The organism is Kribbella swartbergensis (genome assembly GCF_054784135.1).
Genome location: NZ_BAAGPM010000008.1, coordinates 143,593 through 157,318 on the forward strand (window position 1 = coordinate 143,593; position 13,726 = coordinate 157,318).

14 protein-coding genes and 1 pseudogene are annotated in these 13,726 nt (G+C 70.3%); 8 read left to right on the forward strand and 7 right to left on the reverse strand.

Translation table 11 applies throughout. From position 1 onward, the window contains the following. Positions 1-19: 19 nt before the first annotated feature. The 5 genes and pseudogenes from ACYVOK_RS04330 to ptsP all read left to right on the forward strand — a co-directional run bounded on the left by ACYVOK_RS04330 (position 20) and on the right by ptsP (position 4,576). Positions 20-580 (forward strand): RNA polymerase sigma factor, encoded by a 561-nt coding sequence (locus tag ACYVOK_RS04330; protein WP_460660910.1) that lies wholly within the window; start codon positions 20-22, stop codon positions 578-580. A 47-nt stretch (positions 581-627) separates the two neighbouring features. Then, complete coding sequence (gene dhaK / locus ACYVOK_RS04335; RefSeq protein WP_460660911.1) at positions 628-1,632, forward strand: dihydroxyacetone kinase subunit DhaK; 1,005 nt, start codon at positions 628-630, stop codon at positions 1,630-1,632. A gap of 2 nt (positions 1,633-1,634) precedes the next feature. Continuing rightward, positions 1,635-2,255: a dihydroxyacetone kinase subunit DhaL gene (gene dhaL / locus ACYVOK_RS04340; RefSeq protein WP_460661251.1), complete on the forward strand. Its 621-nt coding sequence runs from the start codon at positions 1,635-1,637 to the stop codon at positions 2,253-2,255. Continuing rightward, a pseudogene (gene dhaM / locus ACYVOK_RS04345) lies at positions 2,252-2,662 on the forward strand (dihydroxyacetone kinase phosphoryl donor subunit DhaM); the annotation flags it as partial. The gene dhaL and the pseudogene dhaM, both read left to right, overlap by 4 nt. A 54-nt stretch (positions 2,663-2,716) precedes the next feature. After that, complete coding sequence (gene ptsP, locus ACYVOK_RS04350; protein ID WP_460661252.1) at positions 2,717-4,576, forward strand: phosphoenolpyruvate--protein phosphotransferase; 1,860 nt, start codon at positions 2,717-2,719, stop codon at positions 4,574-4,576. Here ptsP and ACYVOK_RS04355 read toward each other — a convergent pair. Both ACYVOK_RS04355 and ACYVOK_RS04360 read right to left on the reverse strand, forming a co-directional pair. Beyond that, entirely contained in the window at positions 4,558-5,211 is a 654-nt protein-coding gene (locus ACYVOK_RS04355; protein WP_460660912.1) for a cupin domain-containing protein, read from the reverse strand. The genes ptsP and ACYVOK_RS04355 overlap by 19 nt on opposite strands. Further along, on the reverse strand, positions 5,208-5,756 hold the full coding sequence (locus ACYVOK_RS04360) for a GNAT family N-acetyltransferase (protein WP_460660913.1): 549 nt from the start codon (positions 5,754-5,756) through the stop codon (positions 5,208-5,210). The genes ACYVOK_RS04355 and ACYVOK_RS04360 overlap by 4 nt, the downstream gene beginning before the upstream one ends. 70 nt (positions 5,757-5,826) lie before the next feature. Here ACYVOK_RS04360 and ACYVOK_RS04365 point away from each other — a divergent pair, with 70 nt between their 5' ends. Both ACYVOK_RS04365 and ACYVOK_RS04370 read left to right on the forward strand, forming a co-directional pair. Further along, on the forward strand, positions 5,827-6,438 hold the full coding sequence (locus tag ACYVOK_RS04365; protein ID WP_460660914.1) for an RNA polymerase sigma factor: 612 nt from the start codon (positions 5,827-5,829) through the stop codon (positions 6,436-6,438). Continuing rightward, the gene (locus ACYVOK_RS04370; protein ID WP_460660915.1) at positions 6,425-7,252 is read left to right on the forward strand and encodes a hypothetical protein; all 828 of its coding nucleotides are present in this window, start codon (positions 6,425-6,427) and stop codon (positions 7,250-7,252) included. The genes ACYVOK_RS04365 and ACYVOK_RS04370 overlap by 14 nt, the downstream gene beginning before the upstream one ends. A gap of 24 nt (positions 7,253-7,276) precedes the next feature. Here the strand turns inward: ACYVOK_RS04370 and ACYVOK_RS04375 are convergent, their stop codons facing one another. The 5 genes from ACYVOK_RS04375 to purS are packed head-to-tail and all read right to left on the reverse strand — an operon-like array spanning position 7,277 to position 13,056. Then, a complete protein-coding gene (locus ACYVOK_RS04375; protein WP_460660916.1) occupies positions 7,277-7,762 on the reverse strand; it encodes a DUF1707 SHOCT-like domain-containing protein in 486 nt (161 codons plus the stop codon). A gap of 56 nt (positions 7,763-7,818) precedes the next feature. Further along, on the reverse strand, positions 7,819-10,080 hold the full coding sequence (gene purL, locus ACYVOK_RS04380) for a phosphoribosylformylglycinamidine synthase subunit PurL (RefSeq protein WP_460660917.1): 2,262 nt from the start codon (positions 10,078-10,080) through the stop codon (positions 7,819-7,821). 2 nt (positions 10,081-10,082) lie between these two features. Then, the gene (locus tag ACYVOK_RS04385) at positions 10,083-12,137 is read right to left on the reverse strand and encodes a hypothetical protein (protein WP_460660918.1); all 2,055 of its coding nucleotides are present in this window, start codon (positions 12,135-12,137) and stop codon (positions 10,083-10,085) included. Then, complete coding sequence (gene purQ / locus ACYVOK_RS04390) at positions 12,137-12,808, reverse strand: phosphoribosylformylglycinamidine synthase subunit PurQ (protein ID WP_460660919.1); 672 nt, start codon at positions 12,806-12,808, stop codon at positions 12,137-12,139. The genes ACYVOK_RS04385 and purQ overlap by 1 nt, the downstream gene beginning before the upstream one ends. Then, entirely contained in the window at positions 12,805-13,056 is a 252-nt protein-coding gene (gene purS, locus ACYVOK_RS04395; protein WP_132156044.1) for a phosphoribosylformylglycinamidine synthase subunit PurS, read from the reverse strand. The genes purQ and purS overlap by 4 nt, the downstream gene beginning before the upstream one ends. Positions 13,057-13,180: 124 nt before the next feature. On the opposite strand from purS, the gene ACYVOK_RS04400 reads away from it, so the two are divergent. After that, the gene (locus ACYVOK_RS04400; RefSeq protein ID WP_460660920.1) at positions 13,181-13,702 is read left to right on the forward strand and encodes a helix-turn-helix transcriptional regulator; all 522 of its coding nucleotides are present in this window, start codon (positions 13,181-13,183) and stop codon (positions 13,700-13,702) included. Positions 13,703-13,726 lie beyond the last annotated feature (24 nt).

Genomic DNA, 13,726 nt, shown 5'->3' on the forward strand with positions numbered 1-13,726 from the left:
GATGACAGCGAAGGCACAGATGAGCGAGAGCAGCAACCCGACCGACGACCTCGGAGCCCTGGCGGAGCGCGCCAAGGGCGGGGACAAGCACGCGATGGACGACCTGCTGCGGCTCGTCCATCCGCGCGTCCTGCGGATCTGCCGCAGCGTGCTGCCGTACTCCGCCGACGCCGAGGACGCGGCCCAGGAAGCGCTGCTGAACATCGCCACCAAGATCCACACGTACTCCGGCCGGAGCAGCTTCTCCACCTGGGTCCACTCGGTCGCGGCCAACTCGGCCCGGTCGACGTACCGCAAGCTCAAGCGCAGCGCCCAGGCCGCGCACAACCCAGAGACGATGGAGCGGCCGGACCCGCGCACCACCAGCGTCATCGCCGGCACCCGCCTCGACCTGCTCGAGGCCCTCGAGACCCTCGAACGCGACCGGCCCCAGATGGTGACGCCGCTCGTCCTCCGCGACGTCTACGGCCTCTCCTACGAGGAGATCGCCGCCGAGGTCGGCGCCCCCCTCGGCACCATCAAGTCCCGCATCCACGACGCCCGCGAGGTCGTCCGCCCCCTGCTCCGCCCCAAGGACTGAGGCGCGCGCCCCTGCCGTGGGCGTCCGCGGTGTGCTCAGATGGGGGCATGAAGAAGCTCATCAACGAACCTGGTGATGTTGTGAGTGAGGCGCTGCGGGGAATGGCGGCGGCGCATCCGGACCGGTTGCGGGTGGATCACGAGAACCGGATCGTGTACCGCAAGGACGCGCCGAGGCCGGGGAAGGTCGGGCTGATCTCCGGTGGCGGGTCCGGGCACGAGCCGATGCACGGCGGGTTCGTCGGGCTCGGGATGCTGGACGCGGCCTGCGCGGGCGAGGTGTTCACCTCCCCGGTGCCGGACCAGATGATGGCGGCGACCAAGGAGGTCGACGCCGGGGCCGGCGTCCTGCACATCGTGAAGAACTACACCGGCGACGTGATGAACTTCGAGATGGCCGCCGAACTGGCCGCGGCCGACGCCGGTGTCGAGGTGCAGTCCGTGGTCACGAACGACGACGTCGCCGTCCAGGACAGCCTGTACACGGCCGGCCGCCGCGGAGTCGGCGTGACCGTGCTGCTGGAGAAGATCGTCGGCGCCGCGGCCGAGGAGGGCCGGCCGCTGCAGGAGGTCGCCGACCTGGCCAGGAAGGTCAACGACAGCGGCCGCAGCATGGGTATGGCACTCACCTCGTGCACCGTCCCGGCGGCCGGCAAGCCGACGTTCGAGCTGGCCGAGAACGAGATGGAGGTCGGCATCGGCATCCACGGCGAGCCCGGCCGGCAGCGGTTGCCGCTGGCACCGGCCAGCGAGATCGCCGCGATGCTGGTCGACCCGATCGTCGGCGACCTGCCGTACCAGCAGGGCGACTCGGTGATCGCGTTCGTCAACGGCATGGGCGGTACGCCGCTGATCGAGCTGTACCTGATGTACAACGAAGTCGCGCAGCTGCTCGACCGGGCCGGGATCACCGTCGCCCGCTCTCTCGTCGGCAACTACATCACCTCGCTGGAGATGGCCGGCTGCTCGGTCACCCTGCTCAAGGTGGACGACGAACTGGTACGGCTCTGGGACGCCCCGGTGAACACCCCCGGCCTACGCTGGGGCGCGTGAGCATGGGAGTCGACACCTTCGAGAGCTGGCTGCGGGATGCCGCGAGAACGTTGCACGAGAATGCGGCGTACCTGACCGAGTTGGACTCGGCGATCGGGGACGCGGATCACGGGGCCAACATGGACCGCGGGTTCAAGGCGGTCGTCGCGTTGCTGGACGAGTCCTCCTTCGAGTCGGTCGACGAGCTGATGAAGAAGGCCGGGATGACGCTGGTCAGCAAGGTCGGCGGTGCGAGCGGGCCGCTGTACGGCACGTTCTTCCTGCGGTTCGGGACCGCGCTGGCCGGCGCCGAGATCACCCCGGAGGCGATCGGTGAGGCGTTGAAGGCCGGCGTCGGCGGCATCCTCGCGCGGGGCAAGGCGGAGCTCGGCGACAAGACCATGTACGACGCCTGGGCACCGGCTCTGGACGCGTACGACGCCGCCGTCGCGGGCGGATCGGATCTCGCCGGTGCGTTGAACGCGGCCGCTGAGGCGGCGGCCAAGGGCCGGGACGCGACGGTCCCGCTGGTCGCCCGGAAGGGACGCGCGAGCTACCTGGGCGACCGCAGCGCCGGGCACCAGGATCCGGGGGCGACGAGCACCACGCTGCTGCTGGAGTCGGCCGCGCGCACCCTCGCATGATCGGGATCGTGGTGGTGTCGCACAGCCACGCGCTGGCGACCGCCGCGGTCGGCCTGGCCGCCGAGATGGTTGCCGAGGACAACCGCCCGGTGATCGCGGTGGCGGCCGGGCTGGACGAGAAGACGTTCGGCACCGACGCGATGGCGGTGTCGGAGGCGATCACGGCGGCCGACAGCCCGGACGGCGTGCTCGTGCTGCTCGACCTGGGCAGTGCGGTGCTGAGCGCGGAGATGGCGCTGGAGTTCGTCGATCCCGAGCTGGCCGAGCGGGTGAGGCTGTCCAGTGCCCCGCTGGTCGAGGGGCTGGTCGCGGCCGTCGTCACGGCGTCGACCGGCGCCTCGCTCGACGCGGTGGCGGCCGAGGCCACTCGCGGACTGATCGGCAAGCAGGAACACCTGGGCGACTCGGAGCCATCGGACACCAGTGCCACGGCAGCCCCGGACCAGACAGTCGAGGTCGAGGTGAGCAACGAGCACGGACTGCATGCCCGGCCTGCTGCGCGACTCGTTGCCTTGGTCAACTCCTTCGACGCCGCCGTCACGCTGACCGATCTGAGCACCGGCCGCGGGCCGGTCGACGCGGCCAGCCTCAGCATGGTCGCCACGCTCAACGCGCTGCAGGGCCATCGCCTCCTCGTCGGCGCCAGCGGACCACAGGCCGCCGAGGTGCTTGCCGCGATCAACGAATTGGCCGCCGAGAACTTCGGCGACAGGCCGGCCGAAGCCACCGCCCAGCTGGCCGGTGGTTCCGGACTGGACGTGGCGATCGGCCCGGCGGTGGTCCTCGACGCCGACGTCGACCTGAGCGGGTACACCCCGGGAGACGACGAACAAGGCCGGCTCGAGCACGCCCTCGCCTCGGCAGCCACCCAGCTCGAGGTGCTCAGAGATTCCAGCCCGAACCACGGCGGCATCTTCGACGCGCAGCTGGCGATGCTGCGCGATCGCAAGCCGCTCGGCGAGATCCAGGCCGCGGTCGCGCAGGGGACACCGGCTGCGGTGGCGTGGAAGCAGACGTACGACGAACTGGCGAAACGGTTCGAGGGCCTGGACGACGCGTATCAGCGGGAACGCGCCCAGGATGTCCGCTCCGTGCGGGACCGCGTGCTGCGCGCGCTAACCGGAACTGCGACCGAGGAGGTGACGCAGGACGGCATTCTCGTGCTGCCCGAGCTGGACGCCGCGACGGCCGCGACCGTCGACGCCACGCGGATCGCCGGGATCGCGGTCCGGGCCGGCGGCACCACCGGTCACGGTGTGATCGTCGCCCGCTCCCGCGGGATCCCGTTGATCACCGGCATCGGCGAGGTGGACGTGCCGGCGGGCGCGATCGTGGCGTTCGACGCACGGCACGGATCTTTCCTGGTCGCACCGGACGAGGCGACCGTCCAGGCCACGATCGCCGAACGGCGGGCCGAGCGCGAGGAGGCCGCCGCGCAGGCCGATCGGCCCGCGACGACAGTGGACGGCCGCACGATCGACGTACTCGTGAACGTCGGGTCCGTGCAGGATGCCGTCGATGCCCGCGGCGCCGACGGCTCCGGGCTGGTCCGGACCGAGGTGCTCTTCGGCGACCGCCGTACCGCGCCGACCGTGGCGGAGCAGGCCGAGCAGTTCCGCGCGATCGCGGCCGCGCTCGACGGGAAGCCCATCACCATCCGCACCTGGGACATCGGCGGCGACAAGCCGCTGCCGTTCCTGCCGCAGGACCGGGAGGCGAACCCGTTCCTGGGCGAACGCGGCCTCCGGGTCTTCCGGCGGCGTCCCGACCTACTTCGCGAGCAGCTCGAAGCGGTCCGCCAGGTCGCGGCCGAGACCACCGTGCACGTGATGTTCCCGATGGTGACGACCGCCGACGAGGTCGCGTGGGCGCTCGGCGAACTCGGGCCGCGGCCGGACGGGCTCGAGGTCGGCATCATGGTCGAGGTCCCGGCCGCCGCGCTCCGGATCGAGACGCTGGCCGCCGGCCTCGATTTCGTCAGCATCGGCACGAACGACCTCACGCAGTACACGACCGCGGCCGATCGCACGAACTCCGCCGTCGCCCCACTCGCCGACGGCCTCGATCCCGCCGTACTGCGGCTGATCGACCACGTCGTTCGGAAGGCCGGTGTGCGAGTGGCCGTTTGCGGCGACCTGGCCAGCGACCCGCAGAGCGCCGTACTGCTGGCAGCCCTCGGTGTGCAGGAGCTCAGCGCTGTCGGCCCACAGGTCCCGCTGGTCAAGGCCCTGCTTCGGCAGACGGACCTCACCCGGGTGCCAACGGAGGAGATCCTCAATGCACGGGACGCTGCCGAGGTCCGTCAGCTGGTACGGCGGTAGTACAGCAACTCGACCAGGTTGAAGCCGGACGTGCGCGTCGGCTTGGCAGGGAGCGTGTAGCTCTCACCCGGCTCCAGGTACGTCACGTCGGGACTGTCCAGGTCGAGGTCGACCACCAGGGCCGGGTAGGCACCGGTGTGCCAGGTGTACGACTCCCCCGCGTCCGGTGTGACGTGCTGGACGCGCACGTCGTCCTCGTCGACGACCACCTTGGCCGGCACCTCACCGACCTGGTCGAACCCGGCCTCGGCGGGCACACCGGTGATCCCGAAGTACGGGTCGCCGGACGCCTCCTCACCGAGGTCGAGCAGCTCGATCAGGCGGTTGAGGTACAGCGACTCGCCGTCGTTCGTGAGCATGTGCACCGGCGACACCGGCCGGTAGACCGAGCCGCCCACGGTCTCGTTGAGGTACCGCGCCGGGCTGCCGTCCAGCCAGTCCATGTGACACGGAGAGGTCGACAGGCACAGCACGACGTACGGGTTGTGGTGCAGGTGCCAGCCCTGCGCCTCGCCGGGAGCGAGTGACACCTCCCAGACCCGGACCCGCGAGTTCTTCAGCAGAACGCGCGTGCCGATCTCGCCGAGGACGACCTCGGTCCCGTCCGGTGCGACGACGGTGGTGCCTGCTGTCATACGGCGTTCTCCTCATCGATGGGGCGTTCCATGGCTACACCACCGAGCAGCACGCCGTCCGGCATGGGCAGCTCGACGGTCTCGACCTCGGTGAATCCGAAGGCCTTGTACAGCGGTACGCCGGGCAGTGTGGCCATCAACGCGAGCCGTGTGAACCCCTCGGCCCTCGCCGCGTCGACACAGGCGGTGAGGATCGCCCGGCCGAGTCCGCGCCGGGTCCAGTCGCTGCGCACGAACATCGCCCGGATCCGGGCCGGCTCGGTCGCCGGGTCCAGCAGCCGCCCGTCCGCGCCCGCCGTACTGGCGTTGAACAGCTTGTTGCGGCGGCTCCAGCCACCGCAGGCGACGACCTCCCCATTGGCCTCGTGCACGTAGTACGTGCCGTCGTCGATCAGGGTCTGGTCCAGCGTGGTGATGTGCTCGGCGGCACTCGCCGTCTGCGCGGCGTCGTAGTACGCCGGGAACAGTTCCAGCACCGAGGCGCGCGCCAGCTCCGCCACGGCGGGTCCGTCGGCGGGCACGGCGAGCCGCAACACAGCCTCCACGGGGCACAGGCTAGTTCCGCAACACCCGCGCGGTGAAATGGACGGACCCGATCCCGGACATCTACCGGGTATGACGCAGACACCGATCAAGGCCCGGCCGGGGCCGGTGAGTGAGGGAGTCGTGCACGACCCACCACCAGACGGACGCCGTGAGCGGTTCGAGGACCTGTTCGGCACGCACCGAGAGGCCGTCCTCGGCTACCTGCGCCGCCGGACCGACAACGGTCACGACGCCGCCGACCTGCTCGCGGACACGTTCCTGGTGGTTTGGCGACGGCTCGACGACGTACCGACCGGCAACCAGACCAGACCCTGGCTGTACGGCGTGGCGCGCCGAGTGCTGGCGAATCACCGCAGAGGTGAGGGCCGCCGGCACGCGCTGGCCACGAAGCTGCGCCAGGAGCTCACCGACCTGGACGCCACCGAGACAGCCCTGCCGGACGACACCCCGGCGGCCCGGGCGTTCCGCGCCCTGCCGGAGCAGGACCGGGAACTGCTGTCGCTGGTCGCGTGGGAGGAGCTCGACACCGCCCAGATCGCGACCGTGCTCGGCATCTCCAGCAACGCCGTACGGATCAGGCTGCACCGCGCCCGGAAGCGGTTCGCCAAGTTGCTCACCGCCCCGCTGGCGAACCGGAAGCTGGTCGCCCTCACAGAACAGGCCTCACATGAAGACGCATGACATCGACGCCGCGGTCCGCGGCCTCGCCCCTGCCCGTACCGAGGACCGGATCACCGACGCGGCCTGGTCGCAGGTCGCCGAGAACGTCACCAGCGCGCACGCCGCCCCGGCCGTCGCACTCGACACCCGCCGGCGCCCGGCCCGCCCCCGCCCGGTGCTGGTCGCCGCGGCCGGCCTGCTGATCGCCGGCGTGGTCGCTGCCACGCTGCTGAACCGGCCGGGCCAGGACCAGCCGCAGGCGCTCTCCTTCACCGAGCAGGGCGACAAGCTGATCGTCCGCGTGGTCGACCCGAACGCCGACCCGAAGCAGTACAACGCCGAGTTCAAGAAGATGGGCCTGGACATCACGGTCCAGGCGATCCCGGTCAGTCCGCGGTACGTCGGCGACATCGTCAGCTTCACCGCCCGGAACCAGCACGAGATGGATCAGCTGCACCGGCTGGAGCCGGGTGAGAAGTGCCCCGGCACGCTGAACGCGTCCGATGCAGGGTGCCAGGGAGGTCTTGAGCTGCCGAGGAGTTACGACGGCCAGTCAGTGGTCGACTTCGGCCGCGCCGCGAAGCCGGGCGAGAGGTATCAGGTGACGTCGTCCTCGGCCACCGAGAAGGGTGAGGCACTGGCCGGGCTCGCGATCAAGAACAAGACGGTCGCAGAGGTACTGCCGCTGATCGCGGACCGCGGGGTGAAGGTCGTCCGCTACCAGAACGGGTCTCAGGCCCAGCCAACGCCGCCCGGCACCTGGTTCGTCCACGACGCGACGCCCTTCGCACCCAGGGAGGTCACCCTGGACGTCGCCCCGACTCCCGCGAAGTAACCACCACAGAACGCTCCCGTCGGGTCATTCCCGGCGGGAGCGTTTGCCCTTGCCGGCCGCCCAGCGGTACGCGACGTACGTCCACACCAGCGCGGGCAGACCGAAGATCGCCGCGGCGAACTCACGGCCGAAGACCAGCAGCACCAACCCGGTCAGGAAGAACGGCGCCGCCATCCAGACCGCGGCGGCGAACGCGGCCCACCGCCAGCGGCCGGGCTTGCGCGGCTCCAGCTTGTACAGCGACGGAGCCGGCAACCCGGCGAAGATCGGCTGCAGGTCGGCGTGCGTGACGGCGTCGTTCAGCCGATCGACCCGGGCGTGCAACTCGTCCTCGTCCAGCCGCCCGACCGCGAACTGCTCGGCCAGGTCGTCGGTGCAGGTCCGGCGCTCCTCGTCGGTCAGCCGGATGTTCGCCATCCGCCGCCGGGCAGCCACCAGCCGGGCCTCCTGCCCGGCCGCCGCCGCAAGCCCCATCAGCTCACCCGGCTTCACCGGCCGCCGCTCCGCCATGGCCTCACCTCACTCGTCCCCTTCGAGTGTGCCAGACGGAGCGGCAACCCCAAGGGTCAGCTGAGGGCCGCCGGGAGGGTCGAGGTCCAGGCGGTGCGGAGTTCGGAGAGCGGGATCTCGAACTGGTCCTGCACGTCGAGGGAGTCTCCGGTGATGACGCCGATCTTGGCGTGCGGGAAGCGGCGGGCGGTGCACATGTCGGTGAACCGGACCTCCTCGGTGCGCGGTACGGCGACCACCGCGCGGCCGGCCGACTCCGCGAACAGGAACAGGAACGAGTCCAGCCCGTCCGGCGTCCACACCCGCGCGCCGACACCGCCGCGCAGGGCCGACTCGACCAGCGTCTGGGCGACACCGCCGTCGCTGACGTCGTGCGCCGCGTCGATCAGGCCGTCGCGCGACGCGTTGATCAGGATGTCCGCCAGCTGCTGCTCCGCGGCCAGGTCGACCGCCGGCGGCCGGCCGCCGAGGTGACCGTGGATGACGTGCGCCCACTCCGACCCGGACAGTTCCTCCTCGGTCTCACCGAGCAGGTACAGCTGGTGGCCTTCCATCTCGGGCGTGAAGCCGATCGGCGTACGGCGGGTGACGTCGTCGATGACTCCGAGTACGCCGACCACGGGCGTCGGCAGGATCGGGGTCTCGCCGGTCTGGTTGTAGAACGACACGTTGCCGCCGGTGACCGGGATGCCCAGCTCCTTGCAGCCGTCGACCAGTCCGCGGATCGCCTCCGCGAACTGCCACATCACCGCCGGGTCCTCGGGCGAGCCGAAGTTCAGGCAGTCCGTCACCGCGGCCGGCCGGGCACCCGTGGTGGCGACGTTCCGGTACGACTCGGCCAGCGCCAGCTTGGCGCCGGTGTACGGGTCCAGCTTGGCGAACCGGCCGTTGCAGTCGGTCGACACCGCGACACCGAGACCGCTGGTCTCGTCGACCCGGATCATCCCGCTGTCCTCGGGCTGGGCCAGCACCGAGTTGCCCAGCACGTACCGGTCGTACTGGTCCGTCACCCAGGACTTGTCGCACAGGTTCGGCGACGCGACCAGCTTCAGCAGCGTGTCCCGCAGCTCCGCGCCAGTGGTTGCCCGTGGCAACTTCTCGGCGCCGTCCGCCTGCAGCTCGTCCTGCCAGGCCGGCCGCTCGTACGGCCGCTCGTACACCGGCCCCTCGTGCGCGACGGTCCGCGGCGGCACGTCGACCACGCGCTCGCCGTGCCAGTCGATCTGCAGCCGGCCGGTGTCGGTGACCTCACCGATCACGTCTGCCTGGACGTCCCACTTGGCGCAGATCTTCAGGAACCCCTCGACGTTGTCGGGCGTGACGACCGCCATCATCCGTTCCTGCGACTCGCTCATCAGGATCTCTTCCGGGGCGAGCGAGGCGTCCCGCAGCGGCACCTTGTCGAGCGACACGTACATCCCGCCCTCGCCCGCGCTGGCGAGCTCGGAGGTCGCGCAGGACAGCCCGGCACCGCCGAGGTCCTGGATGCCCTCGACCAGCCGCGCCTTGAACAGCTCGAGCGTGCACTCGATCAGCAGCTTCTCCATGAACGGGTCGCCGACCTGGACGGCCGGCCGCTTGGTCGGCCCGCCCTCCGCGAACGTCTCGCTGGCCAGCACCGACACCCCGCCGATCCCGTCGCCGCCGGTCTTGGCGCCGTACAGGATGATCTTGTTGCCGACACCGGTCGCGTTCGCCAGGTGCAGGTCCTCGTGCCGCATCACGCCGACGCAGAGCGCGTTCACCAGCGGGTTGCCGAGGTACGTCGGGTCGAACACGACCTCACCGCCGACGTTGGGCAGGCCGAGGCTGTTGCCGTAGCCGCCGATCCCGGAGACAACCCCCGGTAGCACCCGCTTGGTGTCGTCGGCCTCGAGCGGGCCGAACCGCAGCGGGTCCATCACCGCGACCGGGCGCGCGCCCATCGCGAGGATGTCGCGGACGATACCGCCGACCCCGGTCGCCGCGCCCTGGTAGGGCTCGACGTACGACGGGTGGTTGTGGGACTCCACCTTGAACGTCACGGCGTAGCCCTCGCCGATGTCGATCACGCCGGCGTTCTCACCGATCCCGGCCAGCATCTTCCCGGCCGGTGTCTCCTGCGGGATCTCGCCGAACTTGCGCAGGTGCACCTTGGACGACTTGTACGAGCAATGCTCGCTCCACATCACGGAGTACATCGCCAGCTCGCAGCTGGTCGGACGCCGGCCCAGGATGTCGCGGATCCGCTGGTACTCGTCCGGCTTCAGACCGAGCTCCGCCCACGGCTGCTCGACGTCAGGGGTGTTGCTCGCGTTGCTGACGGTGTCGGTAGACACGTTTAGGACTCCTGCACTAGGTGGGACTCAGGTGAAACGGTAGCGGGCTGCTCGGAAGCCACGAGGTGGGCCACCAGCAGTGGAAGGGCGAATCCGGTCATGATCGCGGGCACCGCCACGCCGGAATCGTTGATCAGCATGCCGACCAGGCCACAGGTCGACAGGGCGAGCAGAGTCGGCCGGACCATCGGCAGCCTCCAGTAGAAGACTCGGTACCGCTCTGAGGGCACCCGGTCCGGAAGCACCGTGGCCAGCATCGCCAGCACAGCACCGACGAGCATGCCCCAGCCGCCCGGGCCGCTGAAGAACCCAACAGCCATGTCCAGCTTGCGGATGAGGATGTCGTTGACGTCGCCGTCGATCAGCCGGGCCACGAACGCACCGAAATGACTCCGCTGGTCCTCCGGCCGCAAATAGTCGAGGAAGGCGACAGCAGACACAGCCAGCACACCGGCCAGGCCAACACCGACCAGCGCGCGCCAGGAGATGCTCCCTCGCCAGGTCAGCCAGGCGAGGAGCAGTACGGCGGGCGTCAGAGCGAGAATGCCCCCGAAGTCCGTCCCCCAGCCCGGCCGGCCGTCCACCACGATGGCCGCTCCCCCGACGGCGAGTACGGCGAGCGCAGCCTGCTTCCGGCTCGTGTCGACGAGCTTCTGCGCCGCCCAGCCGGCCGTGACCAGTGCGGCGACCGCCAGAGTGGCGAAGGTGGAGTTGCCGAAGCCGTAGAACCGCCCACCGATCACCGGACCGTCGGTGAACATGCTCCCGAACTGCAGAGGCGTCCCCAGTACCCCGTCCACCAGCAGGATCCCGTACGCCGCCGCAGCGATCCCCAGGAACGCCCAGCGCTTCCAGACGACCTGAGCCACCGCCGCCAGCGCCGCGCTGATCCCGAGGACCACGCAGTACAAGGAGAAACCGGGAGCGGGCCACCGCCACCACATGGTCACTGTGGACAGGAAGACCGCGATGAAGAATCCGCCCTGCGTCAGCAGCGTGAAGACGAAGGTACGACGGGACTGCGGGCTGCGCGTGATCACGAACCAGGCCAGCGCGATCAGCTCCGCGGCCAGAATCGTCAGCGACACCGCGACCAGCATCGGCCGTGGCTGCTCGAACCGCTCGTTGGTGTCCAGCCGGTCCTCGATGACGGCCGCGGCATCGGAGTGAAGGTCCCCGGTGAAGTGGATCTCGTTGCCGTCGAGCGGACCCGGCTTCTCCTGACCCGCCGGGTCCACCTCCTTGGCCTCGCCACGCAGCACGGTTGCGGTGATGTCGGTCAGCTGGATCAGGCCGGGCCTGCGGGTCGAGTCACTGGTCAGCCAGCGTGGACCGTTGTCCGGCGGGAGTTGCAGGGCGACGAGGGGCTGCTGGTGCGCGTTGGCGAGCTCCTGGCTCACTCCGACGAGGAGCACCCAGCCACCGGCCGCGCGCGCCTGCGCGACGAGGTCGGCGACCTTCTTGCGCGCCTCGTCCCGTCCCTCCCGGGGCGGCAAGGCTCCGGCATCGACAATCGCGTCACCGCAGGCGGTGCTGGCGAGCCTGAGCGCGTTGAACTCCGGCATCCAGTTCGAGACAGAGCCATCGGGCCTGGCCACCGCGATCGCCGCGCCCGGACCGAAGCCACAGACCCGTTCACGACTTGCGCCGAGGCGGCCGATCGGGGCGGCGGTGTGGTGTTCCGCCTGGCGGTCGACGTACGTCTGCCAGCCCTGCACCTTGCCGTCCGTCACCGCGGGCAGGTCGCCGCACGGCTGGTCGGCGTCGCTGCCCCACGCGCGGGTGCCGGCGCTGATCGTCAGCCACCCGTCGACCGGGCAGGTGTGCGGGCCGGCCGTCTTCACCGTGATCGAGCCGACGTGGGACTCGTTCACCAGGGCGGTCAGCTCCGGTGAGGCCTTGACGTCGTTCCAGGTCAGGCCGGGTACGCCGATCACCACGACCTTCGCCATCAGGCTGCTCGGCTGCGCGGCCGCCGTACCGGTGGTGACGAACAGGACCGCCGCGGTGAGGAAGAGGGTGCGGACCAGGAGGCGCCGCAACCCGGTGGAACTCATCAGCCGGCGACGACGGCCTTCAGCACCGAGGTGAAGAAGCCCAGGCCGTCGGTGGACGGGCCGGTCAGGGTCTCGACGCTGTGCTCCGGGTGCGGCATCAGGCCGACCACGTTGCCGCGCTCGTTGGTGATGCCGGCGATGTCCCGGTACGAACCGTTCGGGTTCTCGCCCAGGTAGCGGGCGACGACCAGGCCCTCGCCCTCCAACCGGTCCAGAGTGGCCTCGTCGGCGACGTACGAACCGTCCTGGTTCTTGATCACGATGGTGAGCTCGTGGTTGGCGTCGTAGTCGGACGTCCACGCGGTGCGGTTGTTCTCGATCCGCAGCCGTTGGTCCTTGCAGAGGAACTTGCGGTGGTGGTTCTTGATCAGCGCGCCGGGCAGCAGGTGCGACTCGCAGAGCACCTGGAAGCCGTTGCAGATACCCAGGACGGGAAGTCCCTGACCGGCCTTGGCGATGATGGTTTCCATCACCGGGGCGAACCGGGAGATGGCGCCGGCGCGCAGGTAGTCGCCGTAGGAGAAGCCGCCGGGCAGGACGACCGCGTCCACCCCGTGCAGGTCGGCGTCGGCGTGCCAGAGGGCGACCGGCTCGGCGCCCGCGATCGCGGCGGCGCGCCGGGCGTCGGCGTCGTCGAGCGAGCCCGGGAAGGTGACGACCCCGATCTTCACTGTGCGTCCTCGACGTGCAGGGTGTAGTCCTCGATCACCGGGTTGGCCAGCAGCGTGTCGGCGGCCTTGCGGATCTCGGCGACCCGCTCCTCGGTCGCCTCGCCGTCCAGGGTGATCTCGAACCGCTTGCCCTGGCGGACGTCGGCCACGCCGTCGAAGCCGAGCCGGCCGAACGCGCCGTGCACCGCCTTGCCCTGCGGGTCGAGGATCTCGGGCTTGAGCATGACGTCGACGACAACGCGAGCCACTGACTACTCCAGGTCTCGTTCCGGGGTGACGGCTTGAATCCTACCGACCGGCGCCCGGAACCCCCGCATCGGCCGGAATTGCGGACTATTCACTCAGTACATACACGCGGTGTATAGTCGGGCCATGGCCACTGCTGAGCTGGTGCTGGGACTGCTGTCACGCGGCCCTGCCCACGGGTACGACGTGAAGCGAGGCCATGACGCCTGGTTCCCGGACAGCCGGCCCCTGGCGTTCGGGCAGGTGTACACGACGCTCGGGCGCCTGGAGCGGGACGGACTGGTCGAGGTGGTCGACAAGACCTCCGGAGGCGGTCCGGACCGGACGGTGTATGCGCTGACCGGCAAGGGCCGCGAGCACCTCGCCAACTGGCTGAGCGACCCGGTGCCGCCCGCCTGGGGCAGTGCCGACGAGGTACTGCGGAAGCTGGTCGCGGCAATCCGGACGGGCGGGGACGCGGCCGCCTTTCTGGCCAGGCAGCGCGCCAGCCACCTGCGCCGGATCCGGGAGTTGCGGGAGACGCCGGCCGAGGACGACCCCACGTCGCCGCTGGTCCGCGAGTACATCGTGGCCCACCTCGACGCCGACCTGCGCTGGCTGGACAGCGCGCTGGAACACATCTCCGAACAGAAAGAGCCCCGCCCATGAGTGTGTTGATGCCACGCGGCGGGT